At 57.9% G+C, this 25,224-nt stretch carries 23 protein-coding genes, 1 tRNA gene and 1 other RNA gene; 10 read left to right on the forward strand and 15 right to left on the reverse strand.

What is annotated here, in order from left to right; genetic code table 11:
• Nucleotides 1-131: 131 nt before the first annotated feature.
• Both rlmB and AC0V6O_RS10270 read left to right on the forward strand, forming a co-directional pair.
• Entirely contained in the window at nucleotides 132-923 is a 792-nt protein-coding gene (gene rlmB, locus AC0V6O_RS10265; protein ID WP_486143744.1) for a 23S rRNA (guanosine(2251)-2'-O)-methyltransferase RlmB, read from the forward strand.
• Nucleotides 924-950: 27 nt separating this feature from the next.
• Complete coding sequence (locus AC0V6O_RS10270; protein ID WP_486143746.1) at nucleotides 951-1,856, forward strand: hypothetical protein; 906 nt, start codon at nucleotides 951-953, stop codon at nucleotides 1,854-1,856.
• A 152-nt stretch (nucleotides 1,857-2,008) separates the two neighbouring features.
• Here AC0V6O_RS10270 and AC0V6O_RS10275 read toward each other — a convergent pair whose 3' ends face one another.
• The 8 genes from AC0V6O_RS10275 to AC0V6O_RS10310 all read right to left on the reverse strand — a co-directional run bounded on the left by AC0V6O_RS10275 (nucleotide 2,009) and on the right by AC0V6O_RS10310 (nucleotide 11,321).
• Nucleotides 2,009-2,281, reverse strand: coding sequence for an HU family DNA-binding protein (locus AC0V6O_RS10275; RefSeq protein WP_472639188.1), 273 nt, complete (start codon nucleotides 2,279-2,281; stop codon nucleotides 2,009-2,011).
• Nucleotides 2,282-2,514: 233 nt separating this feature from the next.
• Nucleotides 2,515-4,902, reverse strand: a complete 2,388-nt coding sequence (lon, locus tag AC0V6O_RS10280; protein WP_486143748.1) for an endopeptidase La — start codon at nucleotides 4,900-4,902, stop codon at nucleotides 2,515-2,517.
• Between the two features lie 114 nt (nucleotides 4,903-5,016).
• Nucleotides 5,017-5,358 (reverse strand): YbaB/EbfC family nucleoid-associated protein, encoded by a 342-nt coding sequence (locus AC0V6O_RS10285; protein WP_486143750.1) that lies wholly within the window; start codon nucleotides 5,356-5,358, stop codon nucleotides 5,017-5,019.
• Between the two features lie 7 nt (nucleotides 5,359-5,365).
• On the reverse strand, nucleotides 5,366-7,246 hold the full coding sequence (locus AC0V6O_RS10290) for a DNA polymerase III subunit gamma/tau (protein WP_486143752.1): 1,881 nt from the start codon (nucleotides 7,244-7,246) through the stop codon (nucleotides 5,366-5,368).
• A gap of 96 nt (nucleotides 7,247-7,342) precedes the next feature.
• An RNA gene (gene ffs, locus AC0V6O_RS10295) (signal recognition particle sRNA small type) lies at nucleotides 7,343-7,437 on the reverse strand.
• A gap of 73 nt (nucleotides 7,438-7,510) precedes the next feature.
• Nucleotides 7,511-7,789 (reverse strand): ETC complex I subunit, encoded by a 279-nt coding sequence (locus AC0V6O_RS10300; RefSeq protein ID WP_472639190.1) that lies wholly within the window; start codon nucleotides 7,787-7,789, stop codon nucleotides 7,511-7,513.
• Between the two features lie 80 nt (nucleotides 7,790-7,869).
• Nucleotides 7,870-10,299: an ATP-dependent helicase HrpB gene (gene hrpB, locus AC0V6O_RS10305; protein WP_486143755.1), complete on the reverse strand. Its 2,430-nt coding sequence runs from the start codon at nucleotides 10,297-10,299 to the stop codon at nucleotides 7,870-7,872.
• Nucleotides 10,300-10,307: 8 nt separating this feature from the next.
• Nucleotides 10,308-11,321: a polyprenyl synthetase family protein gene (locus tag AC0V6O_RS10310; protein ID WP_486143757.1), complete on the reverse strand. Its 1,014-nt coding sequence runs from the start codon at nucleotides 11,319-11,321 to the stop codon at nucleotides 10,308-10,310.
• Between the two features lie 64 nt (nucleotides 11,322-11,385).
• Here AC0V6O_RS10310 and AC0V6O_RS10315 point away from each other — a divergent pair, with 64 nt between their 5' ends.
• Nucleotides 11,386-11,703 (forward strand): chorismate mutase, encoded by a 318-nt coding sequence (locus AC0V6O_RS10315; protein WP_486143759.1) that lies wholly within the window; start codon nucleotides 11,386-11,388, stop codon nucleotides 11,701-11,703.
• A 14-nt stretch (nucleotides 11,704-11,717) separates the two neighbouring features.
• Here the strand turns inward: AC0V6O_RS10315 and AC0V6O_RS10320 are convergent, their stop codons facing one another.
• From AC0V6O_RS10320 to AC0V6O_RS10330, 3 genes are all read right to left on the reverse strand, one after another.
• Complete coding sequence (locus AC0V6O_RS10320) at nucleotides 11,718-13,040, reverse strand: sensor histidine kinase (protein WP_486145585.1); 1,323 nt, start codon at nucleotides 13,038-13,040, stop codon at nucleotides 11,718-11,720.
• 160 nt (nucleotides 13,041-13,200) lie between these two features.
• Nucleotides 13,201-13,878 (reverse strand): response regulator transcription factor, encoded by a 678-nt coding sequence (locus tag AC0V6O_RS10325; protein WP_472639193.1) that lies wholly within the window; start codon nucleotides 13,876-13,878, stop codon nucleotides 13,201-13,203.
• Between the two features lie 125 nt (nucleotides 13,879-14,003).
• Complete coding sequence (locus AC0V6O_RS10330) at nucleotides 14,004-14,321, reverse strand: PepSY domain-containing protein (protein WP_486143761.1); 318 nt, start codon at nucleotides 14,319-14,321, stop codon at nucleotides 14,004-14,006.
• A 151-nt stretch (nucleotides 14,322-14,472) separates the two neighbouring features.
• On the opposite strand from AC0V6O_RS10330, the gene AC0V6O_RS10335 reads away from it, so the two are divergent.
• From AC0V6O_RS10335 to AC0V6O_RS10345, 3 genes are read left to right on the forward strand one after another with little or no spacing between them, the layout of a single operon-like run.
• A complete protein-coding gene (locus tag AC0V6O_RS10335; protein ID WP_486143763.1) occupies nucleotides 14,473-16,281 on the forward strand; it encodes an ABC-F family ATP-binding cassette domain-containing protein in 1,809 nt (602 codons plus the stop codon).
• Nucleotides 16,278-16,853, forward strand: coding sequence for a uracil-DNA glycosylase family protein (locus AC0V6O_RS10340; RefSeq protein ID WP_486143765.1), 576 nt, complete (start codon nucleotides 16,278-16,280; stop codon nucleotides 16,851-16,853). Before AC0V6O_RS10335 ends, AC0V6O_RS10340 begins: the two co-directional genes overlap by 4 nt.
• A 42-nt stretch (nucleotides 16,854-16,895) precedes the next feature.
• Complete coding sequence (locus AC0V6O_RS10345; protein ID WP_486143767.1) at nucleotides 16,896-17,246, forward strand: SnoaL-like domain-containing protein; 351 nt, start codon at nucleotides 16,896-16,898, stop codon at nucleotides 17,244-17,246.
• Nucleotides 17,247-17,270: 24 nt separating this feature from the next.
• Here AC0V6O_RS10345 and AC0V6O_RS10350 read toward each other — a convergent pair whose 3' ends face one another.
• Nucleotides 17,271-17,756, reverse strand: coding sequence for a DUF6456 domain-containing protein (locus tag AC0V6O_RS10350; RefSeq protein WP_486143769.1), 486 nt, complete (start codon nucleotides 17,754-17,756; stop codon nucleotides 17,271-17,273).
• 100 nt (nucleotides 17,757-17,856) lie between these two features.
• On the opposite strand from AC0V6O_RS10350, the gene AC0V6O_RS10355 reads away from it, so the two are divergent.
• Together AC0V6O_RS10355 and AC0V6O_RS10360 are read left to right on the forward strand one after the other, a co-directional pair.
• A complete protein-coding gene (locus AC0V6O_RS10355; protein ID WP_486143771.1) occupies nucleotides 17,857-18,438 on the forward strand; it encodes a helix-turn-helix domain-containing protein in 582 nt (193 codons plus the stop codon).
• Nucleotides 18,435-19,646: a glycosyltransferase gene (locus AC0V6O_RS10360; RefSeq protein ID WP_486143773.1), complete on the forward strand. Its 1,212-nt coding sequence runs from the start codon at nucleotides 18,435-18,437 to the stop codon at nucleotides 19,644-19,646. Before AC0V6O_RS10355 ends, AC0V6O_RS10360 begins: the two co-directional genes overlap by 4 nt.
• A 25-nt stretch (nucleotides 19,647-19,671) precedes the next feature.
• Here the strand turns inward: AC0V6O_RS10360 and secF are convergent, their stop codons facing one another.
• From secF to yajC, 3 genes are all read right to left on the reverse strand, one after another.
• A complete protein-coding gene (secF, locus tag AC0V6O_RS10365; RefSeq protein WP_486143775.1) occupies nucleotides 19,672-20,649 on the reverse strand; it encodes a protein translocase subunit SecF in 978 nt (325 codons plus the stop codon).
• A gap of 13 nt (nucleotides 20,650-20,662) precedes the next feature.
• Nucleotides 20,663-22,261, reverse strand: coding sequence for a protein translocase subunit SecD (gene secD, locus AC0V6O_RS10370; protein ID WP_486143777.1), 1,599 nt, complete (start codon nucleotides 22,259-22,261; stop codon nucleotides 20,663-20,665).
• A 66-nt stretch (nucleotides 22,262-22,327) separates the two neighbouring features.
• The gene (gene yajC, locus AC0V6O_RS10375; protein ID WP_486143779.1) at nucleotides 22,328-22,648 is read right to left on the reverse strand and encodes a preprotein translocase subunit YajC; all 321 of its coding nucleotides are present in this window, start codon (nucleotides 22,646-22,648) and stop codon (nucleotides 22,328-22,330) included.
• 235 nt (nucleotides 22,649-22,883) lie between these two features.
• Between yajC and AC0V6O_RS10380 the strand changes: the two genes are divergently transcribed.
• A tRNA-Pro gene (locus AC0V6O_RS10380) sits at nucleotides 22,884-22,960 on the forward strand.
• 205 nt (nucleotides 22,961-23,165) lie between these two features.
• Nucleotides 23,166-25,181, forward strand: a complete 2,016-nt coding sequence (locus AC0V6O_RS10385) for a TonB-dependent receptor plug domain-containing protein (RefSeq protein WP_486143781.1) — start codon at nucleotides 23,166-23,168, stop codon at nucleotides 25,179-25,181.
• The last annotated feature ends 43 nt before the right edge of the window (nucleotides 25,182-25,224 follow it).

Below are 25,224 nucleotides of genomic sequence, written 5' to 3' on the forward strand. Positions count from 1 at the left end.
TACCTTGCGGGAAATTGAGCGTGCCCTCACAGGCTCGTCATGCCGAGAGGCGCCCCAATGGCGAAGCGGCGCTTGCCTGTCAATGGGGCTGCTGGCAGGGGAGCAAACTAAGTCAGGAAACAGGAGCCATCATGGCGCGACCAGAACGCAAAAAAGCGCTGAGAGGCAGAGCGGGACGAATGAAGGGCGGACGCGGGTCTGGCCGGGCATCGGCGGGGCAAACGCGCCTATGGGGGCGGCATCCGGTTGAGGCGGCGCTCAAGAACCCAGCGCGCAAGCATCGCAAACTGTGGGCGACACGCGAAGCGATTGAGGGGCTAGACGGTGAACTGCCAGCGGACTTCCCAGTGGAATATGCCGATGTCAGCGATCTCGCCCGCTTGGTTGCGAAAGACGCGCCCCATCAAGGCCTGGTGCTGGAATGCGAGGCGCTGGAGACGGTGTTCATCGACGAGGTTGCGCTGGGCGATCCAGCAAGGCCGATCCTGGTGCTCGACCAGGTGACGGACCCGCACAATGTCGGTGCGATCCTGCGCTCTGCCGCTGCGTTTGGGGCCGCCGCTATCGTTACCCAAGATCGCCATACGCCGCCCGAATCCGGCGTGCTCGCAAAGTCCGCATCTGGCGCGCTGGAGACGGTGCCATGGGTGCGGGTCGTCAATCTTGCGCGGACCTTGGAGGACTTGGCCGAAGCTGGCTATTGGCGCATTGGCCTAACCGGTGAAGCGGACGAAACCTTGGCCGATGCTCTGCCCACCGGGCCGGTGGCGCTGGTGCTGGGCGCAGAGGGCGAAGGGATGCGCCACAATATCCAAGGTCACTGCGATGCACTGGCGAAGCTGCCGATCAGCTCAGCGATCGAAAGCCTCAACGTTTCAAACGCCGCTGCAATTGCGCTATATGCGACGGCAACGCGGGCCTAAGGGCCTTGCAACAGGGAGCACAGACTGATGACTGACAACTCACCGGGCCGCCTGCCCATCCGCGCGAAAGCCGCCGCAATGCTGGCCAGCCTCTCATTGCTGCTCAGCGCATGCTTCATCACACCGGGCAAGTTCAGCTCTGAGCTGGAGCTCACCGGTGAGGACAGCTTCACCTTTACATACGAAGGCGAGATCTTCTTCCTAGGCTTGTCTGACCTTGCTCAGATGGGCGCAGCTGGCGGAGAGTTTGAGCCCACCGAATGCTATGATGAAGAGGACTATTCTGACCGTGAATGCACGGAAGCAGAGCTGGCACAGCAACGCGAGGATTGGGAAGCTGGCGCAGAGGCACGCGCTGCGAAGGCAAAGAAGGATGCCGAAGCAATGGCGGTCTTCATGGGCGGTATTGATGTGACTGATCCAGAAGCCTCAGAAGAATTGCGGCAATTGCTGCTGCGTCAAAAAGGGTGGAACCGTGTCGAGGACAAAGGCGACGGAGTTTACGACGTCTCATACACCGTTTCAGGCAAGCTCTCACATGACTTCCTATTCCCAACCATCGAAGAGGTGCCGACCACCAATCCATTCGTTCAGATCGTGCTGCGCGATGACAATGTTGTTCGCGTGAATGCTCCGGGCTTCTCCGCCCAAAGCGACACGAACCCAATGGCAGCAATGTTTGGCGGAATGGGCAGCTTGGCAGGGCTGGCGGCGCTGGGCGATGAGGGAACCGCGCCGGGCGGAGAGATGCCCAACATTCCGGCGGTTGAGGGAACATTCAGAATTGTCACAGATGGCCGGATCCTGGCGAACAACACAGATGCAGGACCGGTCGCCGAAGTTTCCGACACCTCGGGCCGTCAGACGCTAGAGTGGGAAATCACACCGCGCACAAAGGCCGCGCCAACTGCATTGGTCGATCTGTCCCATTGATCAGTGAAGGTATGTGCATCCCGCGGCGGCGTGCAGGTCATGAAGCAATCTCTACGACGTGCGTACGGCGCATAGAAGAAAGGCCCCGCCAGATCGCTCTGGTGGGGCCCAATTTCGTAAAACGCGGCGATGCGTGCTGCGAACAGTCAGCCTTAGTTGACCGCGTCCTTCAAGCCCTTACCAGCCTTGAACTTAGGTTGGTTGGAAGCCTTGATCGTCATTGGCTCGCCAGTGCGCGGGTTGCGGCCAGTCGAAGCCTTACGCTTAGCGACTGAGAATGTGCCGAAGCCGATCAGGCGCACTTCCTCACCACCGGAAAGCGACTTGGTAATTGCGTTAAAAACGCTCTCAACGGCGTTAGACGCGTCACTTTTAGAAAGGCCACTGGTTTCGGCAACTGCACTGATCAGATCGTTCTTATTCATTCTGGGAACCCCCTCATTCGCAATTCAAACTGGTTTTCGGTGAATCGCCTCTCCGAAAGCGCGCAAATGATACCTTTTTGACGGTTCTGTCAAAGGCAAATCACGCAGAAAAACGCCATTTTTGGACAAATGTTGGCCATTTGCGGCGAATCGATGCCGGAATACGCAAATGCTGCGTCGCAGCATTGAAAAGCTGTCGCATTTATACAAGTCTGGATTGATCCAATACTTTGTCAGTGCGCGGTTGCGCCGCCCGCTCCTGCTGGATTCGGTTGGCTCGCCAAATCATCCGCCTCAGTCCATTCGATCGCCTCCGGCTTCTCGACCAGAGCCTGCTCCAGAACCTGATCAACGTGGCTAACCGGGATGATCTCCAACCCTTCCTTCACATTGTCTGGAATTTCGACCAGGTCTTTGACGTTATCCTCTGGAATGAGGACGGTTTTGATCCCGCCTCGCAGCGCCGCCAGAAGCTTCTCTTTAAGCCCGCCAATGGGCAGCACACGGCCGCGTAGTGTAACTTCGCCCGTCATCGCAATGTCTGGACGCACAGCGACACCCGACAGTGTTGAAACGATCGACGTGACCATACCGATACCAGCGCTTGGGCCATCCTTCGGCACCGCACCCTCCGGCAAGTGAATATGGATATTCTTACGCTGAAAGATCGACGGTTTGATGCCGTAAACGGGCGCCCTCGCCTTCACAAAACTGAACGCGGCTGCGACACTCTCGGTCATTACTTCGCCGAGCTTACCGGTGGTCTTTATCTCGCCCTTGCCCGGTGTCGTGACGCTTTCAATGGTCAGCAATTCCCCGCCCACGCTGGTCCATGCAAGGCCTGTGACAGCGCCCACCTGGGCCTCGTCCTCAGACATGCCATGCTTGAATTTGCGCACCCCGGCAAAGTCGCCAAGATTATCCGGGGTAATCACCACGCTGGTGGCGTCTTTTTCCAGTATTTTCCGGAGGCTCTTACGAGCCAAACGAGCGATCTCACGCTCCAACGTCCGCACTCCAGCCTCGCGAGTGTAATATCTGATCAGGTCGCGAAGACCCGCTTCGGTCAGCTCAAATTCGCCGTCCTTCAGGCCATGTGCATCGATCTGTTTCGCAATCAAATGGCGTTGAGCAATCTCAACCTTTTCGTCTTCCGTGTAGCCTTCGAGGCGGATGATCTCCATCCGGTCCAGCAGCGGCTGAGGCAGATCAAGCGAGTTTGCCGTCGTAACAAACATGATATCGCTAAGATCAAGATCGAGCTCAAGGTAGTGATCCTGGAACTTACCATTTTGCTCTGGGTCGAGGACCTCGAGCAGAGCCGATGCAGGATCGCCCCGAAAATCTTGGCCCAGCTTGTCGATCTCATCGAGCAGGAACAACGGATTGCTGGCCCCCGCCTTTTTCAGATTGTTGACGATCTTACCCGGCATCGAGCCAATATACGTCCGGCGGTGGCCGCGAATCTCGGCCTCGTCCCGCACGCCGCCAAGCGACTGGCGCACGAACTCGCGGCCCGTTGCCTTGGCAATTGACTTGCCCAGCGACGTCTTACCCACGCCGGGCGGCCCGACGAGGCACAGGATTGGCCCCTTCAGCTTGTTGGTGCGCGCCTGAACGGCAAGATATTCGATGATCCGATCCTTGACCTTCTCCAGGCCATAATGATCGGCGTCGAGGATCTCCTGCGCCTTACCAATATCCTTTTTGAGCCGAGACTTCTTGCCCCATGGCAGGCCGAGTAGCACATCCAGATAGTTACGGATGACGGTCGCCTCTGCGCTCATCGGCTGCATGGCTTTGAGTTTCTTGAGTTCCGCCTTCGACTTCGTCTTCGCTTCTTTGGAAAGCTTGGTCTCTTCGATCTTCTCGGTCAGTTCAGCGATCTCATCGACTTCTTCGCCGTCGCTTCCACCCAGCTCGCTTTGGATCGCCTTGAGCTGTTCGTTGAGATAATATTCGCGCTGCGTCTTTTCCATCTGACGCTTCACGCGCCCACGGATTTTCCGCTCAACCTGAAGAACCGACAGCTCGCCTTCCATAAACGCGATCACCAGTTCTAAACGGCGCAGAGGATCAGCTTCAGTCAGCAGGCCTTGCTTGTCGGAAACCTTGGCATTGATTGCGGCCGCGATTGTATCCGCCAGAGTGCCTGCATCATCAACATCGCTGAGATCAACATCAGCATCATCGCCCAGCTTCTTGTTAAGCTTGCTGTATTCCGCGAATTGTTCCGTAACTTGCCGCATCAAAGCAGTGACTTCGCTACCGCCGACCGTTTGCGGTTCCTGCAGAGCCACTTCGGCCAATACATAATCGCCCTCTTCGCGGAACGTTTCAAGCATAGCGCGTGCTGTCCCTTCAACCAGAACGCGAACGGTGCCGTCCGGCAATTTCAGCAATTGCAGCACTTGGGCGACGACGCCGACGTCATAAAGGTCATCGCCAACCGGATCATCACAGCCCGGATCAAGCTGGGCGAGCAGGAAGATATCCTTGCTGGCTTCCATTGCGGCCTCGAGCGCGGCGACGGATTTGTCACGGCCCACGAACAGGGGCACGACCATACCGGGAAACACCACGATGTCGCGCAAAGGCAGGAGAGGGAATTGCTGTGTCATTGAATTTGCCGTTTATCTTTATGAGCGCCAATTGAGCGCATTTTTGGAGCTGTCGTATCGGCTCAGGATATGGGAACGCTCAATGCGCGCCGCAATGGGAACGCTCAGGATACCTCAACCCATACCGGGCAGGTTGAAACCTTCTGGCAGGCCTATGCCGCCTTGCATCTGCTTCATTTCTTCTGCTGAAACGCGATCAGCCTTGTCGCGGGCATCGTTGAAAGCAGCCGTCACAAGGTCTTCGACCATGTGCTTTTCTTCCAGCTTCATCAGGCTATCGTCGATCTCAACCTTCAAGATTCGGCCCTTTGCCGTGGCGCGCACTTTAACTAGGCCGCCGCCGGCCTGACCCTCAACCTCCATGCTGTCCAATTTGGCCTGCATATCGTTCATTTGGGTTTGGATCGTCTCTGCGGCCTTTTGAGCGGCCTGCATCATCTCTTCCATCGATTTCATAGCTTCATCAGCTCCATTTGCTGCCGCTGGCGCGCAAAGCGCTGGGTGCGGCTTGGTCTTTCGGGTCGAGCAATTCCGCCTCTGGAAAGGCTTCGAACGCGGCCTTCACCAGCGGATCGGACCGGGTGCGCTCGGCTGCTGCTTCGCGTTCCGCATCTTCCTGCTCTCGTAAGCTAGGTTGGGCATCACCTGCGCCTGTTTCAACCAGCCAGCGCTTACCAGTGAGCTTAAACAAGGCCTCGCGGATCTCTGGTGCCGGATCATCGGCAAAGTTATCGGCCCGCTGATACACGAGCTTTTCCGGCGCGAGCTCGATCACTCGAACTCGGTCTCGCATAATTTGCGCCACGCGCAATTGCCCGGAATCGTCGACTTGTCGCACTACGTTTGCCCAGTCGAGCGCAATGGGTGCCGATTGCATGGCAGGGGCAGGTTCTCCGGCGTGCGCTTCATTCGGCGCAGCAGGCGCAGGCCCCGCCTTGGCAATCTCATCTATCCGTTTTGCAAGCTTGCCAGGGTCCGGCATGTCAGAGGCGTGAAGCACGCGCAGCAAGGCCATCTGCACGGAAACCAACGGATCGGGCGCCTGGCGCACTTCCTCATGACCCTTCAGCATTAACTGCCAAAGCCGGTGCAGCTGACCCGCGCCCAGTTCCTGCGCAAACTTGCTAAGCGCTGCGCGCTCTTCTTCGGTTGGCGCATCGGCCTCAGCACCGGAAACCTGGGCCACGGTGATCTTGTGAACCAGATCCATCAATGCCCGCATCAAAGCGAGCGGTTCGACGCCCAGCGCATATTGCTCATCGATTGCTGCCAGCAAGGCCGGCGCATCGCCCGCCAGCAACCGCTCCAACAGCTTCCGCTGAGCGCTCTTGTCAGCGAGGCCCAACATGTCGCGGACCCGCTCACCAGTTACTTGCCCGCCTTCTTCAAGATCGGCATGCGCAATCGCTTGGTCGAGGATCGAAAGACCATCGCGAACCGAACCCTCTGCCGCTCCCGCTATAATGTGCAGCGCCTCTGCCTCAGCCTCGACACCCTCTTTCGCGCAGATATTGCCGAAATGCGTCGCCAGCAATTCCGCCGGAATGCGCCGCAAGTCGAACCGCTGCGTCCGGCTGAGCACGGTAACCGGTAGCTTTTCAACTTCAGTCGTCGCGAACAGGAATTTTACATGCGCAGGCGGTTCCTCAAGCGTCTTAAGCAATGCGTTGAAGGCATTGCGCGAGAGCATGTGAACCTCGTCAATGATGTAGATCTTGTAGCGCGCAGAGACCGCTGCATAGCGCACCGCCTCGATAATCTCGCGCACGTCATCGACCCCGGTGTGCGAGGCAGCATCCATCTCGATCACATCGATATGCTGACCCTGAGCGATCGCCGTGCAAGGCTCACATTGCCCGCACGGATCAATGGTCGGCCCGTCCTCGCCATCCGCACCGATGCAGTTGAGCGCTTTGGCAATTAGCCTGGCGGTCGACGTTTTACCGACCCCGCGAACGCCAGTCATCAAAAACGCATGCGCCAGCCGGTCTCGCTCGATCGCATTGGCGAGCGTGCGGACCATAGGCTCTTGCCCGATCAGCTCAGAGAAGGTTTGCGGGCGGTATTTGCGCGCCAGCACGCGGTAAGGCTGGTTATCGGCAGCCTCCGCTGGCTTCGCGGGTTTCTCCGCAGGAGCCGCAGTGGGCGGCGAGACTTCAGCCGCAGGGGCAGGTTCGACCGAAGCAGTCTGTTCACTAGCGGACGGCTTGTCCTGAACCGCAATAGGCGGTGCAGGCTCAGGCTCAGGATCGCCAAACATAGAGTTCTGGCCTGCGGCCTCTAACTCAGCAGCGCTTGGCTTGTCCTCTTCGCCTTCGGGTATTTCTGGATCGGAATCAGTCACGCGCGCAAGCTACGCGTTGGCGCAGCATTTGTCATCGCGGTGTTTGGAGAAAATCGGCATGAAATCGCTCCCGGACCAAACCACCGCATTTTCATGGAAAAAGGAGCCGAGCGACCCGTCGCAATTCACCTGGGCTGCTTCCTTCCGGACCTGACCCGGTGAGCGAACGCAAACGTCCACCCGACTCCCGGCTGGCCATATGGCGATCATGCCCTCGGTTGGCAAGATAGGATCTTAGAGATGCGCCAATCGCGCACCAGTCTTTTAGCGGAAATTGTCGGCGTAAGCCTGTAGTTTGAGTCCCTTAGCCGGGGTCGAATGGACCCGCGCCGGAATTCCGTATTTCTCGGCATAGGCTTTCGCCGCATCTTTGTCGGGGAAGGTCAAACGCACCTGACTCTGCGTGTCGCCGCTGCCGCTCCAACCCATCAGCGGATCTGGGCGCAGTGCCTCTGACCGCTCAAATTCGAGCACCCAAGTGTCGGTCTTGGCTTTGCCCGATTGCATCGCGCTTTTGGGGGTCTGGAAAATACGTGCTGACATTGTGTCCTAGTCCATCAATCATTGGCCGCGTCGTCATCTGGCAAGCTGCAGCGCTAACTTGCCCCTGCGATAGTCTAAACTCATTCGCGATTGAAGGCGTTTTTCGTCTTTAGGCTCGGCTTTTCGCTCCACGGTTGTTCAGGCCAGCGATGCTTTGGATACCTGCCCTTCATATCCTTTGCCACATCGGCCCAGCTACCGCGCCAAAATCCCGGCAAATCGCGGGTCGATTGGATTGGACGTCCCGCAGGACTGGTGAGCTTTAGCAGCAGCGGCGTTTTGCCAATCATTGGCTGGCTATCTAGGCCAAACAAAGCCTGCACGCGCACCTCAACGCTGGGCGCATCATCACTGGCATAGTCAATCGCGTGGCGTGTCTGTGCGGGCGAAATGAAATGGGTGGGCGCGTCTTTATCGAGCCTTTGCCGCTCGCCCCAATCAAGCTGCCCCAAAACCGCCTCGGTCAGCTGCGCTGGCTTCAGGTTCAAATCGCGCCGCTCGGTCAGTAGTGGGACGAGCCACATCTCCGCCGTCCCTGCCAAACCCTCTTCAGACAGGCTATTCACGCCCGCGTATTTACCACGCGCGAGCAGGGGCGCAGGCAGCAGTTCCTCCAGCCTTTCCAGAGCTTTCTCCACAAGGATGTCCACAAGTGCTTGCTCATCAGGATTTTCATCGGGACCGCTTGCCAAGGTAATCGCCCCAAGTCGGGTTTCCCGTCGCGGCATCGCCCGGTTCTTGGCTGCATCCCACTGGATGATACGGCGTTCCTCAATCTTGGATTGGATCGGTCCGCCGCTGTCTGGTGGGGGCAGGACCGCCGCCGACATGATCCGCGCGCCCTTGGCCTGTCCGCTGGCTGCACCAATCACGATCCATTCAGCCCGCGCAATTGGTGAGGCTGGGTCGAGTACGAAGCCCCGCCCGCCTACGGACAGCCAATGCTCTCCGCTGCTATCGCGGCGTTTCGCGATCATATCTGGCCGGGCAAGAGCAAGGCATTCCTCTGCGGTCGCCTCGCCGGCACTTCCCCCGCCCACCAGCACCGCTGCCTTGCGCGCCCAACCATCAGCTACCTTGCGAGCAGAGCTCGCGCGTTTGCTATCGTCGTTATTCCAGCGTGACAGCCTCTGGAGCAGGTCTTCGCCGCGCCCGCCCAATCCACGTTCTTGCAACAACATGACCAGCCGCGCGCTCGCCTCACCGGCACCTCTTGTAACGCCATAAAGCACCGCTGCGGCCTGGTCGGGTGACATCGGCATTGCGGCAATTTTCTCGCCCCAGTCGGTGATTGAGCCTTCGTTATCAATCGCGCCCATCGCCTCTAGCCGCTGGCTTGCGCTCGCGATTGCCGCCTCTGGCGGAGCGTCCAGCCATGCGAGCGACGCAGGGTCGCGCGTGCCCCATGCGGCGAGCGACAAAACAAGCGGGGCAAGATCGGCACTGGTTATCTCAGGAGGCGCAAATGCTTGCCGTCCCGCATGCCCATGCTCCTCCCACAAACGATATGCCACTCCGGGCCCCTGCCGCGCCGCACGGCCCGCACGTTGGGTCGCAGCCGCTTGGCTTGCAGCTCTTGTTACCAGTCGCTGCGTTCCCGCGGCCGCGTCAAACTCTGCGTAGCGAGCGAGGCCAGAATCGACGACAATCGACACGCCATCCAGCGTCAGCGATGTTTCAGCAATAGCGCTCGCCAGCACAATACGGCGGCGGCCTTGCGGATCCCGCTTAATAGCAGCTCGCTGGCTCGCTGGATCAACCTGGCCATGCAGCGGCAATATCGGCGTATCTGGCAAGCGCTCCTCAAGCCTTTCACGAACACGCTCAATCTCGCGCACCCCGGGTAGAAAGGCGAGAATATCGCCCTCATCATTTTCACGCCGCGCGGTGAGCACCGCCTCAACCGTTTGTGCTTCAATGGGCTGCGCGGGATTGGTGCCCAGCCATCTGAGAGTGAGTGGGAAGCTGCGCCCCTCGCTCTCGATAACCGGCGCATCTTTGCCCAGCAGCTCTGAAAAGCGCGCTCCATCAATCGTCGCTGACATGGCAAGGACACGCAAATCTTCGCGCAATACGCTGCGCGCCTCAAGCGCGAGTGCCAGCCCAAGATCGCAATCCAAATGCCGCTCATGCGCCTCATCAAACAGCACGGCTGAAACGCCGGGCAGCTCTGGATCGGCAAGCACGCGGTTGACGAATATGCCCTCTGTCACGACCAGAATCCGGGTTCGCGCAGAGCTCTTGCTGTCGAGCCGAGTGGAATAGCCGATGGTTTCACCCGGTTTCTCACCCAGTATTTGCGCCATCCGCTCTGCCGCTGCGCGCGCAGCAACACGGCGCGGACTGGTCAAGATGATTTGTCCAGTGCACCATTCCTCTTCCAGCAGAGCTGGCGCAACCGCAGTGGTCTTACCGGCACCAGGCGGCGCGATTAGCACACCCGCGCCGCTCGCAGCCAAGGCTGCGCGCAGGTCTGGCAACACATGCTCTATGGGTAGTTGCGGGTCCAAGACCCTGCTCAATATCCCCGTGCGACAGCAAAGTTAGCTGCTTCCGCCATTGCCGCGCGCGCTTTACTATCTGGGAAGATCGAGATTGCATCGATGGCGCGCTGGGCAAAATGCTTCGCCCGCTCGCGCGTGTCATTAAGAGCATTGTGGCGCTCAATCAGCTCAATCGCGTGGTCCAAATCCTCGTCCGACGTGCGGTGCCCACCAATCGCTGCTTTCCAGAACGAGCGCTCTTCTTCATCGCCGCGCGCAAAGGCCAGAATTACCGGCAGAGTCATCTTCCCCTCACGGAAATCATCGCCCTGATCTTTGCCCATTTGGGCCGCATCAGAATCGTAATCAATCGCATCATCGACGAGCTGAAACGCGACGCCCAGATTGCGGCCATAATCTTCCAAAGCGCGCTCTTGCTCTTCACTGCACTCGGCGACCACGGCGCTGATCTGACTGGCAGCGGCAAATAGAGCAGCGGTCTTGGCACCGATGATGTGCAGATATTGCTCTTCGCTGGTTTTGATCTGGCGCTGAGCAGTCAGCTGCGAAACTTCACCCTCGGCGATCACCGCACTGGCGTGGCTCAAGATCTTGAGCACTTTCAAGCTGCCGTCCTCGGTCATCAATTCAAACGCGCGGCTGAACAGGAAATCGCCGACCAAGACGGTCGCCGGATTGCCGAAAATAATGTTGGCGGCGGCCTTGCCTCTGCGCAGCTCGCTGCCGTCGACCACATCATCGTGGAGAAGTGTGGCGGTGTGAATGAATTCCACAGCGGCGGCGAGCTTGTGATGGCGATCGCCCTGATAACCAACCAGCTCAGCGCCCGCGAGCGTCAGCATCGGGCGCAGGCGCTTGCCTCCACCGGAGATCAAATGGCCTGCAAGGCGCGGAATCAAGGGGATCTCGCTCTGCATCCGTTCCAGGATCACGGTGTTAACGGAATTCATGCCCGGCGCTGTCAAAGACAGCATCGGATCAAGCGTAGGCCGCTTTCCGCGCGGCAATTGAACCACTTCAGCGCTCATATTTGCGCTGTGGGCGAGGCTCACGCGCTTGGCAAGCGCTCAATTGCTGCTAGTTTTGCACGATATGTCCAATGATACGCACCTGCCGAACGAGCCCGATCCCATCCTTGCCGGATTTCGCAAGAGTATCGACAATATCGATGCGGCTTTGATCCATATTCTCGCTGAGCGATTTCGGATCACTCAGGCAGTTGGGGAATATAAGGCGAAAGTGACTTTGCCGCCCGCTGATCCTGATCGCGAACAACGCCAGATTGATCGCCTGCGCGCGCTGTCAGAAGACGCCAATCTTGACCCAGAATTTAGCGAGAAATTTCTGCGCTTCGTAATCGATGAGGTTATTCGCCACCACGAGCAAGCACGCGAAGACAGGCACGGCTGAGATTTCGCTCCACGCTATGCGCGCGGCAGGCTCAGCTTGATGAGCACCCCGCCCAGGTCTTCGCTTTCCTCAATCTCTACGCCGCCGCCGTAAATCTCGGCAACATCGCGCACGATAGCTAGGCCCAGTCCAGTGCCTGGCTTCCCCGTGTCCAGGCGCGCACCGCGATCAAAAATGCGCTCACGCTCAGTCTCAGGAATGCCCATCCCGTCGTCTTCGACCCAGATGACGCATGGCGCGCCTTTGGCCTCGTCTTCGCTTTCGGCATCAACCGTAACGAAGACACTGCCGCCGCCATATTTCGCGGCGTTCTCGATCAGATTACCAAGAATCTCATCCAGGTCCTGACGCTCAATCGCAACGATGGCGGTGCGATTGCCAGCGATATCAATACGCGCTTGGGGATAGAGGCGCTCGACTGCCCGGCGGACTGCCTCTGCGCTGTCAAAAATGCTGGTCCGCGCATGGCCAACGGCCCGCCTGCCAACCGCACGAGCGCGGGCGAGATGGTGATCGACGTGCCGCTGCATGGTGCGCGTTTCGCGGATCACCGCGTCGCCTAAATCCGGCGCACGGGCCGTCGCCGCATTGGTCAGAACCGTCAGCGGCGTCTTCAGCGCATGGGCCAAATTTCCAGCATGTGTACGCGCTTCTTCCGCCTGCTTTTCTGAATGTTCGAGTAGACCATTGAGCTCTTGAACCAATGGTTGGACCTCGGTTGGCAAAGGCTCTGAAATCCTGTTCTCGCCCGTTGAGCGCAAGTTCTGAATGGCCGCACGCACACGGCGAAGCGGGGATAGACCGACGCGGATTTGCAGCAGAGCCATTGCGAGCAAGCCAAACCCGAGAACGGCGAAGCTCCATGCCAGAATTGAGCGAATGTTGGTGACCTGCGCTTCGAGTTCTTCCGTTGCGGAGGCAACCGCAAAGGTCCACTGCGTCTCGCTCGCCGGCAGAATCACCGTGCGCTCAACAATGCGCAGCGGCTCCCCCTCAAATTGGTCCGAATCGTAAAAATGCGGATTATTGTCGAAGTGATCCGCCTTCAGTTCCAGCGGGCTGTCCCACAGGCTGCGCGAGGTAAAGGGCGCAAACCCCTCCCCGCTCACCTGCCAATAGACGCCGCTATTGGGCTCAAAAAAGCGTTGGTCGCCCAGCTCATTATAGAGATAGACATCACCCTGCGGATCGATTTCGGCAGAAGCGATCAGAGCGGTCAGAACATATTCGAGTTGGTTATCAAAATTTTGCTCAACCTGACTGGTTAAGGTGCGATCAAGCGCAATCCCGCCGACCAGCAACAGCATGAAAATCCAACCAGCCGCGATGAGGCCCATGCGGCGCGCCAGACTGCCGGTTTGGAGCCGAGCTTGAACAGCCTCTGCCGCTTTCGCAGGAACAGCGCTTACCTCATCCGAAGATTGCGTATTACCCGCGTCAGCCGCAGTCACCGTCTCCGCCCCGCTGGTGTGCGAAGCAGAATCGGTGTCCTGCGGACTAAGCGCGGGGCGCGTCTGCGGGATCGTCGAGGCTATAACCAAGGCCACGGATCGTCGTTATCACTTCTGCGCCGAGTTTCTTGCGAATACGCGTCACGAACACTTCAATCGTGTTTGAATCGCGATCAAAGTCCTGATCATAGATATGCTCGATCAGCTCGGTTCGGCTTACCACCTTGCCTTTGTGATGCATCAAATAGCTCAGGAGTTTGTATTCTTGGGCCGTCAGCTTCACCGGCTCTCCTTTAAGAGTCACCCGCCCAGACCGGGTGTCCAGCCGCACTTGACCGGCCGTCAGCTCAGAGGAAGTATTGCCCGACGCACGCCTTATCAACGCGCGAAGACGGGCGATCAGCTCTTCTGTTTGAAATGGTTTGGCAAGATAATCATCCGCGCCCGCATCCAGCCCGGCGACCTTATCAGACCAACTGTCCCGCGCGGTCAGCACCAGCACAGGAAATTCTCGGCCTTCCTTGCGCCACATACCCAGCACTGACAGGCCATCAATCTCTGGCAGGCCCAGATCAAGAATTACGGCGTCGTAATCCTCTGTGCTGCCTAGAAAGTGGCCGTCTTCGCCATCGGTTGAGAGATCAACCGCATAGCCGGTCTGCTCCAATGTGGATTTCAATTGCTGGCCAAGTGTCGGTTCGTCTTCGACAATCAGAATGCGCATATTTCTGTCTGGTCCCTGGATCGGTGCCTGAAAGGTGAAATGATCTGGTGCGCCTTTACGCAAAACGCGTCAAGCGAGCGGAGCGAATTGCACCCCGATTGCACCTATACTTTGAGTGAAATCTGTCAGCGAGAGCGATTGATGATGCGCCCAGTGCGAGCGTCGACATCGACGAAAGTAACGCGGCCATCTTTGATGAATTTCAACCGATAGGCGCGCGCAGTGGAATCGTAAGCCGGGCCGAGATATTCGCTGCCCTTCATCCGGGGCAGTACCCGCGCCTCGATCTGGCGCAGCGACATTTGATTGCCTGCCCGCATTTCCTTGCGCGCATTGCTTTGATCGGTCTGCGCCTGCGCAGATGCGGCAAGCGAGGGAGCGACCGGAATTCCAGCCATAGCCAGGGCGGCAAAAGCGCCAAAAAGAGAGATACCGCGTTTCATGATGCTACCCTGTTTAATGATCACGCGTTGAACACGCAGTGAATAAAGCCTCTGATCAGCGTTCAGGCAAGAAAATTGCAACAGGCTTCTCAAGACAAACGCATGCAAAGCGCTTGCCCGTGCTTTGCCAAGCCCCTACCGCCCGCCCGTTATGGCACAACCACCAATTCTATCCTGGGAAGGGCTAAGCCTTCAGCAAGGCGGCCGCTGGCTGTTTGGCGGCCCCGGCACTGATGGGATCGACCTGCATGTCGCCCCGCGTGACCGCTTGGCACTGATCGGGCGGAATGGCGCTGGCAAGACCACTCTGCTCAAACTGATCGATGATAGGATTGAGGCGGACCGTGGCCTGCGCCGGATTAAGCCGGGCGCGCGGATCGTGTTCCTGGAGCAAGAACCTGACCTCAGCGCCTACGCCACACTGATGGACTTCGCGCTGTCCGGCGATGATGCACCAGAAGCCTATGAAGTAGAATCCATTGCTGGCCAACTCGGCATCGCCATGGACCGCCCAGCTGACACCGCCAGCGGAGGTGAACGTCGCCGCGCTGCGATTGCCCGTGCGCTCGCTCAAGACCCTGATATTCTGCTGCTCGATGAGCCAACCAACCACCTTGATCTGGGCGCGATCGACTGGCTGGAAGATTGGCTGAACCGGTACAAAGGCGCCTTCATCACGATCAGCCACGACCGGACCTTCCTAAAGCGTTTGACCCGCGCGACCCTCTGGCTGGATCGCGGCAATCTGCGCCGCAAAGAAGTTGGCTTTGGCGGGTATGAAGCGTGGGAGGCAAGCGTCTATGCTGAGGAAACCCGCGCCGCAGAAAAGCTGGATGCGAAACTCAAGCTTGAGGCGCACTGGCTGGAGCGCGGAGTAACCGCGCGTCGCAAGCGCAACCAAGGTCGGCTGGAAAAACTGCATCAGATGCGAGCTGCGCGCGCGGCAATGATTTCCGACACCAGTTCGGCAAAACTAAAACTCGCCAATGACGACGATTTCAAATCGAAGTCGGTCATTGTGGCTGAAAAAGTCTCAAAATCCTTTGGCGAGCGCGAGGTCATCAAGAACTTCTCGCTGCGCATTCAGCGTGGGGACCGGATCGGCATCGTCGGGGCGAATGGCGCAGGCAAGACCACATTGCTCAAAATGCTTACCGGCGAGCTAGAGCCAGACAGCGGGACGGTTGAGCGCGCCCGCACACTGACCGGCGTCATGATTGATCAACAACGCAAATTGCTGAGCCCAGAGGCAAGCGTGCGCGACATTCTGGCCGAAGGCGGTGATTGGATCGATGTGCGCAGCGTGCGCAAACACGTGCAAGCCTATCTCAAGGACTTCCTGTTCGATCCTGGACTGGTCGACACCAAAGTCGCCAATTTGTCCGGCGGTGAGCGTTCGCGCCTGCTGCTCGCACGCGAGTTTGCTCGCACCGCAAATTTGCTCGTGCTTGATGAGCCAACCAACGACCTCGATCTGGAAACGCTCGATCTGCTGCAAGAGGTGATCGCCGATTTCGATGGAACCGTCCTGATTGTTAGCCACGATCGCGATTTTCTTGACCGGACGGTTACCGTGACCCTCGGCTTAGATGGGTCCGGGCGGGTTGACGTTGTCGCAGGCGGTTATGAAGATTGGGAGCGCAAGCGCCGCAAACCGATCACTGCGAGTGCCAAGAAGAGCAAGCCAGCCGCTGCGCCCGCGCCGGAAAAGCCTGTTCAGGCAAAGCCAGCGGGTAAGCTTAGCTTCAAGGATCAGCGCGACTATGAGCTTCTGCCAGCCCGCATCGAGGAGCTGGAGGCGGCCATCACCAAGGGTGAGAACATTCTCTCAGACCCCGACCTGTTCAACACGGACCCGCAGCGCTTCACCAATATCTCCAAAGGTATTGAGAATGCCCGCACTGAAAAGCATCAAGCGGAGGAACGCTGGCTGATGCTGGCAGAAATGGCTGAGGAATGAGCGCGGCTGAACTTCACAAAGAAATCACCGCCTGCACAATCTGTGCAGAACACTTGCCGCTTGGCCCACGCCCGGTGGTCCAGTTCTCCGAAAACAGCCGCGTGCTGATCATCGGCCAGGCACCGGGCACAAAGGTTCATGCCAGCGGCGTGCCATGGGACGATGACAGCGGCGACCGACTGCGTAGCTGGCTCGGCTTTGAGAAATCCGACTTTTACGATGCCGACAAAATCGCGCTGATGCCGATGGGCTTTTGCTATCCGGGCAAGGCATCTGGCGGAGATCAGCCGCCCCGCAAGGAGTGCGCGCCTGAGTGGCACGATCGGATGCTGGACGTGTTGCCGACAGAGCGTCTGACCCTACTCGTCGGGGCCTACGCTCAGGCCTATTATCTGCCGAAGGCAAAGAAACTTTCCATGACAGAGCGTGTCAGGCGCTTCGCCGATTATGCTCCATTCTTTCCTCTGCCTCATCCGGCCTGGAGATCGGCCATCTGGATGCGCAAGAACCCATGGTTTGAGGAAGATGTGTTGCCCGAATTGCGCCGGCAAGTGGACGCGCTGCTGACATAATTATCGGCTACTGATAGTCTAAGGACACTTAGGAGAGCTGAGATGACGATTGAACAGACTGCCCAAGATTTCTTCAACGCGGTGAAAGAGGATCGCGAAGCCGATTACCAATCCATGTGGTCCGATGATATTGTGAGCATGGAACCCGGCGATGGCCCCATGTCACACGTGCAAGGACGCGAGCAATTGCTCGAAAAGCACAAATGGTGGAACGAAAATGCCGAAATGCACGGCTTCGATATGGCCGGACCCTTTGTTGTGGGAGAGCAATTCGCCGTGAACTATTCGATGGACGTAACGATGATGGGCGAACGCACCCAATCGTCTGAAACGGCTGTCTACACTGTCAAAGATGGCAGAATCGCCGAAGAACGCTTCTTCTACGGCGGATAATAAGCGCGGCGCCCGCGCCCGGTACTAATTGATCCGATAATAATCGGCGACACGGTCTAGAGCGAGCTTCAGGACCAGCTTGCCGCTGCGCGCGGGCCAACCCAGGGTCTTTTCTGCCACTGGCAGGCCCTCACCTGCGCAGACAACGCGCCAAAGGATATCCTCCAGACCTTTGCCAGCCTGCTGCAAAGCTTCATCAAAGCGGCGCTTGGCCGATATCTGCTTCTCCCCGCTTGAAAGTCCCTGCTCCCCAGTGGTTTTGATCCGCACCGGATCCCAGCGCATGGTGAGGTTCGCTGGCAGCTGCGCTCGCTCATAATCAGCTCGCAGTCGCTCGCCCGCATCGTACAGGCGGTCCGAAATATGACCGCGCGAATGCAGCCAACTGAGCGGAGATTCCGCCAGGTTCATCGTCACGCTGCGGCGTTTACCCTTCGCCGTGCTCTTGTTCGACTGTTCCCGTCTCGGTCCTTCGCGCGTCAGCTCGCGCTCAACCAACTCTCTTCCCATCGAATCCCTCCTTGTGCGTATTCTCTCCACAGGGCTTGCAATGCATTGGTTCGTGTAGGAAAGGTAAAATTACCAATTTGGTTCATTTTATAGGCAAAGCATGATCAACCGCATTCGCGACATTCGCAAGAGCAAGGGGCTGACGCTAGCAGAACTGGCCGAGGCCTGCGATCCGCCAACCACGGCACAAACCATTGGCCGACTAGAGACGGGGATGCGCAACCTCTCGCTCAAATGGATGGAGCGGATTGCTGGCGCGCTTGGAGTGGATGCAGAGGCACTGGTTCGCTCCGAAGAAATTCCTCAAGCACAGATCGTCGCGGAGCTAACTACGGCTGGCGCGGAAGCGCTCGAACGCCCGCGCGAGGCCATTCTGCCGACAGATCTCGCTTCCAGTGAAGAGGGCGTAGCGCGCATGGTGCTCAGCGTCTCTGCCAGCATTGGAGAGTTTCGCCCTGGTGACTTGGTATGGTTACGGCAGTTATCGCCCGAGGATGCTGGAAGCGCGATCAATCGCGACTGCCTCGTGCCAAGGCCAGGCGGACGTTTTGCCTTTGGGCGCTTAATTGACCGCCGAGGCACTCTGGTTGGCATTCTTCCACCCGGCGCGGGTGAGAAACAGCAGGTCGTCGACAACCCGCCATGGATCGCGGTTGCTGACATGCTGGTGCGCCGTTTGTGAGCGATCCAGTGAGCGAAGCGTCCAAACATGTCGTCTCGATATCCACCCTATTCCCAAACGCGGCAAACCTGCGTTTCGGAACGTTCGTTGCACGCTCACTGGAGGCGCTGGCCAAGCGCGGCGACTGGCGTGTTACAGTAATCAATCCGCTCGGCATTCCGCCGATTGCGCTCGGCCGTTACCGTGCGCTCGCCAACTTGCCGGCGCATTCTCTCGAAGGCGGAATTGAGATTCATCGGCCTCGCTTTACCTTGATCCCAAAGATGGGTGCACGCCGAAATGCCAGCGCCATCGCGAAGGCTGCTCTGCCGCTGATCAAGCGTATCCATGCGAGCGATCCGGTCCACGTAATCGACGCGCAATTCTTCTTTCCAGACGGCCCAGCGGCAGCCTGGATCGCGGAGCAAATGCAATTGCCCCTATCGATCAAAGCGCGCGGTGCCGACATTAGCTATTGGTGCGGCCGCGACTTCGCCCGTGAGCAAATCCTCGAGGCCGCAGAGCGCGCCGACGGCATACTCTCGGTCAGTGAGGCGCTGCGCGAAGACATGGTCGCCTTGGGCATGAAACGCAGCAAGATCCGCCTGCACTATACCGGCCTCGACCGTGACCGTTTTCGTCCGCTTGATCACACTGGTTTGAGGGCAAAGCTGGCACATGAACTGGGCTTTGATCTGCCGGAGAAAGTGCCGCTGCTTAGCTGCGTTGGTGCCTTGGTGGAACGCAAGGGACAAGACATCGCGATTGGCGCCTTGCCCTCGTTGCCAGAGGCGCGCTTAATCCTGATCGGTAAGGGCGAGGACGAGCGGCATTTGCGCAGCCTCGCCAGCGATCTGGGTGTGGCAGACCGCGTTCACTTCGCTGGGTCAATCGACCATGATTTGCTGCCAATCGTACTCTCGGCCTCCGATGCGATGGCTTTGCCCACACGCAGTGAAGGCCTCGCCAATGCATGGGTTGAAGCGCTAGCCTGCGGTACCCGCGTGATCACCTGCGATGTCGGCGGCGCGCGCGAGATCATAACCAGCGATGTGGCAGGCTATTTGATCGAGCGCACGCCAGAGGCGGTGGTGGGCGCGGTTCAGTCCCTGATGGCAAAGCCAGCCGACAGACAGCAGGTTGCATTCATGGCGGAGCGTTTCAATTGGACAACCAACGGAGCGCAGTTGGCCGAGCATTACACCAAGCTAGCAGGAACCAAAGTCTAGCGAGCGCTGTCTACTGGTTAGCTCCTTACGCCTCGCCGCGAGCGATCTTTTCCTGCCGCTCTTCCTTGGTTTCCTGAGGTACAAAGCTGTTCGAAGTCACGCCCATCCAAATCAGCACCGGAGCCGCCAAATAGACGCTCGAATATGTGCCAATGAACAGACCAGCGGTGATCGCCGCGACCAGGCCAAACAGACTTGCCGGACCGATTAGCAGCAGCGGAACAAGCGCAACCAGCAAGGTTAAAGAGGTCATCACCGTCCGGGCCAAGGTCTCATTGACCGACAGATCAAGCAGCTCCGGCAGAGGCATCTTGCGATACTTCTTCAAGTTCTCCCTGATGCGGTCGTAGACCACGATTGTATCGTTCAAGGAATAGCCGATGATCGCCAAAATCGCGGCGATAATCTGGAGGCTGAATTCGAGCTGGAACAGCGCGAACATGCCCAAAGTCACCGAGACATCGTGGAACAGTGCGAACAGCGCGCCAACGCCAAACTGCCACTCAAACCGAATCCAAATATAGAGCGCCACAGCGAGCATAGCTGCCAGCAAAGCCAGCACAGCATCCTGGCGGAACTCGCCAGCCACTTTACCAGATACAGTGTCGTTGCCATCGCGCCTGACCTGGGGGTATGCGCCCTCAATCATCTCGATGACTTCATTACCAATAGCCGTCGCCGCGCCCGGCTCATCTTCCACGCCGTCTGGCAAAGGAACGCGGATCGAAACCGCATTGGGCGCGCCGAATTCCTGCACCACCGGAGTTCCATAGCCCAGGCTGCCGACCATCTCGCGCAGCTCAGGCACTGGTGCTTGATCCTGCTCGACGAAAGTCAGACGAACTTCCTGGCCGCCAGCAAAATCGACGCCATAGTTGATACCATTGATAAATACCAAAGCCCAGCTTGCCGCGATCAGCAGCAGACTGAGAATGAAGAACGGCACCCGCAAGCGCAGAAATTTAATGTTTGTATCTTCAGGAACGAGTTTGAGCAGTTTCATTGGTCAGCTCTCCTCAAACGTTGATATCGCTGGGGCGCTTGGCACGCAGCCAACCGGCAACCCACATGCGGGTTAGGACAAGCGCGGTGAAAACACTCGTGAACAAGCCAACAACTAGCACTACAGCAAAACCGCGAACTGGGCCCGAACCGAACAAGAATAGCAAAACGCCAGCAATGAAGTTTGTGATGTTGGCATCGTAGATTGCGCGGCTGGCCTCTTTGTAGCCATTCTCCACCGCCGCTACAACGCGCCTGCCACGCTTTCGCTCTTCGCGTATCCGTTCATTGATAAGAACGTTGGCATCGACCGCTGCGCCGACCGTGATAACAAAGCCTGCAATGCCCGGCAGAGTTAGAGTGGTATTGAGCCCTGCCATAATCCCAAGGATTATGAGAACGTTGAATATTAGCGCGATAGTCGCGTAGATTCCGAACCGGCCATATGTTGCGATCATCAATGCGACAACGGCAATCGAACCGATCAACATGGCCAGTAGGCCTTTTCGGATCGAATCGGCACCAAGTTCCGCACTCACAGTGCGTTCTTCGATTACTGTGAGTTCGACAGGCAGCGCGCCTGAATTCAGCGCAATCGCCAAGTCAGCTGCGCTTTGAGCGGTGAATGTGCCAGAGATCTGAGCTGAACCACCACAAATTGGCTCATTGAAATTCGGCGCCGAGATAACCTTCTCATCGAGAATGATCGCGAATGGGCGATCGACATTTTCCGTGCTCAAGGTGCAGAACTTCGATGCGCCCTGCTGATCAAACTGAATGTTGACGACATTCTCATTGTTCTGCGGGTTCACACCAGCCTGCGCGTTCGTCAAACTATCTCCGCGAATGCCGCCCAACCGCCGAACGGCGACCATCTGCCCTGCTTGCGGCGTCTCGTCAGAATAAGGAAACGCTTGGCTGCCCGGAGGTACGATTCCTGCTTGGACGTCAGTGATCAGAGCGTTGAGATCAACCAGTTTGAATTCAAGCTTAGCCGTTTTACCCAGCAGCTCTTTCAGTTGGTCGGGATCTTGAAGGCCCGGCACCTGAACAACAATACGGGTATCGCCCTGGCGAATAATCGTGGGTTCACGCGTACCCAGTCCATCGATACGTTTCCGGACCACCTCAGTCGCGCTGTCCATCGCATCGGTAACAGCTTGATCGACACCGTCTTCGGTCGGGGTCAACACCATGCGCTGGCCATCGACCACTCTTAGATCCCATTCGCGCACCAGATTATTGCCCATCATCACCGGCTCAAGCAGCCCGCGCGCGCGGTCGATGTCCGTTGGCGTGTCGAGCATGAAGGACAGCTCGCCGCCCGATGTTGAAATGTCCCCGATCCGAATACGTGGTTCTGCCCGGCGCATTTCACCGCGAACGGTTTCCTCCATATTCTCCAGCCGCTGCACGGCAACTTCGGCGGGATCCGCCTCGAGGAGAATGTGGCTACCGCCGGCCAAATCCAGGCCAAGGTTGACCTGAGGATTAGGCAGCGCCTCTGGCCACTCCACATTGGCGGCAGCAAACAGCGATGGCATCGCCGCCAGCACTGCGACAAGTGTCAGGCCCCAGAGCCAGAACTTCTTCCATGTCGGAAAATCGAGCATTTTGGTTTCGTTCTAATCCGCGTGACAATGAATGGTAATGCGAGGGGGTGGCCCAGCGGCCAAAGATCAATCGTTGGCTGGCTTGCCGCCTGGTTGGAGCACATCACCAATGGTGTGCTTCACAGCTTTCACACGGACATCTTTGGCCAGCTCAAGCTCGACATTGTCGTCGTTCACCTTGAGCACTTTGCCGATCAGGCCGCCTGCAGTGACCACTTGATCGCCCTTCTTCAAGCCTTCGACCTTTTGCTGATGCTCTTTTTGCCGCTTCATTTGCGGACGGATAATCAAGAACCAAAAGATCAGGATCATGCCAAGGATTGGCAGCCAGTTCACCCATCCCGGAGGCGCATCCCCAGCGCCAGCAGCAGCAAGAATATCAAGCATGTCGAATTAGCCCGTCAAAAATACAAAATCGCAATCATGAAGGTGGAAACTAGCGGTGCAACTGCCTCACAGTTCGCCCACCCTCATGGGTCAAGTGGGCGCGCCTAGCAGCAATGCAAGGGCCTCGCAATCGAAGCCCTTATAATCTGGCCCATGTGCGAACAACTTTGACCGTCCAATATGCGCGCTTGCATGCCCCATAGCCTCGCCCTATAGCGCCGCCTTCCACTGGTTCCGGGACGTAGCGCAGTCTGGTAGCGCATCACACTGGGGGTGTGGGGGTCGCTGGTTCGAATCCAGTCGTCCCGACCAGTGGAACGTTCGTCGAATTTTTGACGATTCCGCTTTCCAATCTGAAATTTCCATTCATGGGCCTTTTCGGAACTTGCGTTGGAAAGGCGCGTTTGATGCACCCTATGGGCTTTCGTTTTCTTTTTTATGCGGTGCTGCGAGCGCGATCTGCGCAGCCCCAACTGCTGCACAAAACGCGGCTGAGGAAATCGCACCGTCTGGTTCGGTGCCGTATTCCACCGCTGCCAGTTCAGATGAAACGGCCGTTGATTCAGACGCCCGGGCCACATTCACGCCCGCTGATTTCGAACGTTTCGCACCGCGCAACGCACTCGATATGGCGCAGCAGGTTCCAGGCTTCACCATTCGTGAGGGCGGCAATGACCGAGGACTTGGCCAAGCCGACACTAATGTGCTGATCAATGGCCGCCGGATATCTGGAAAATCGAACGGCCCGGTTGACGCACTTCAACGCATCCCAGTCGAAGATGTCGTACGATTGGAGCTGGTGGACGGGGCCAGCCTCGATATCGGCGGCTTGTCGGGCCAAGTTCTGAATGTGATCACCCAGAGCACTGGCCGCGTCACCGGCCAGTTTCGCTACTCGGCAGAATGGCGCTCCTCTGGCGCCCCATTTCGCTGGGGCGATGGCCAGGTTTCATTGGCCGGTGGCGGCGAGAAAACGGAATGGACCCTCGCCCTTGAAAACGATTCTGGGCGGCGCGGCGATGCTGGGATTGAGCGCGTGTTCGACGGCACCGGAAATTTGGTCGACACCCGCCAAGAACAATCGAATTTCAACGGCGACCGGATAACCCTATCGGGCTCTTTCGCGCGCACTGCAGATAATGGAAATGTCCTCAACCTCACCGGCGAGGTCGGCGGAAATCTGTTCGATCAACGTGAAATTTCTGAACGCAGCGGGACAATCTCTGCCAGCGACCGGCTCCGCGAATTCACCTCCAGCGAAGATGAATTCAATTATGAGCTAAGCGCCGACTACAGCTTCGCGCTGGGCGGCGGACAACTCAAACTGATCGGCTTCACCCGCTACGAGGACAGCCCCACCCGCTCTGAAGTTCTGACCATTTTCGCCGATGGCTCTGCGTCAGATGGTTCTGTTTTTGTCCGCGATGCGGACGAAGGCGAGACGATCATTCGCTCTGAATACAGTTTTGCGGGCTTGGGCGGCGATTTCCAATTTGCGCTGGAGGGTGTCCGCAATTTCCTGGACATCAATTCCGCCTTTGAAGAGCGCGATGACAACGGCGTTCTCCAACCAGTCGATTTTGAAGGCGCTACGGCCCGAGTCGAGGAAGACCGCGCTGAAACGAGCCTGACCTACAGCCGCGCGCTTTCGCCCCGTGTTCAATTGCAGGTCTCCGTCGGCGGCGAATATTCGAAGATCAGCCAATCGGGCGCCTTGGGCCAAACGCGCAGTTTTCAGAGGCCCAAAGGATTTGTCGCTCTCGACTGGAATGCCAATTCCAGCCTTGATCTATCAGGGCGGATCGAACGCCAGGTTGGCCAGCTCAGTTTCTTTGACTTCATCGCCACAACCAATCTTGATCAAGACCGCACCAACGTGACCAATTCTAATCTGGTCCCACCGCAAAGTTGGCTTTTGGAGGTGGAGGCTAGCCAAAGCTTTGGCGATCTGGGCTCGCTGAACCTGCGTGGTTTTTATGAAGACATCAGTGATATCGTCGACCTGATTCCTATTGATGGCGGCGGACAGGCACCTGGCAATATCGATTCTGCCTCGATCTACGGCCTGTCAGGCGAGCTTACGCTGCTGTTCGATCCGATCGGCATCAAAGGCCTCAGATTTGATACGGAGATCGAATATTCAGAGAGCGAAGTGCTTGACCCTCTACTTGGCACAGCGCGAGAGATTTCCAATCAACGTTACATCGAATTTGAGGCCGAGCTGCGCCAGGACTTTGTCGGCTCCCCTTGGGCGATAGGCACTGCATTCTTCGCTGGAGACAACAGAGCCACAGTTCGATTGGACGAAATCGCGGACCGCACGGAAAGTCCAGGTTTCCTGCGGTTATTCGTTGAGCATAAAGACGTCTTTGGACTGACTTTGCGCGGACGCATTGCCAATTTGCTCGACCGCCGCAACAATCTCGACCGGACGATTTTCACCGACCGTGCCGCTGGCATTGTGGAGTTCCGTGAGGAGCGCCGCCGCCGCTTTGGCACGATATTTTCAGTCGATATTGAGGGTTCTTTTTAGCGTAAGCGTGCGCCTAGCGCATATGCTTGCGCCGTATCACTGC

The organism is Erythrobacter sp. JB2-19 (assembly GCF_057365005.1).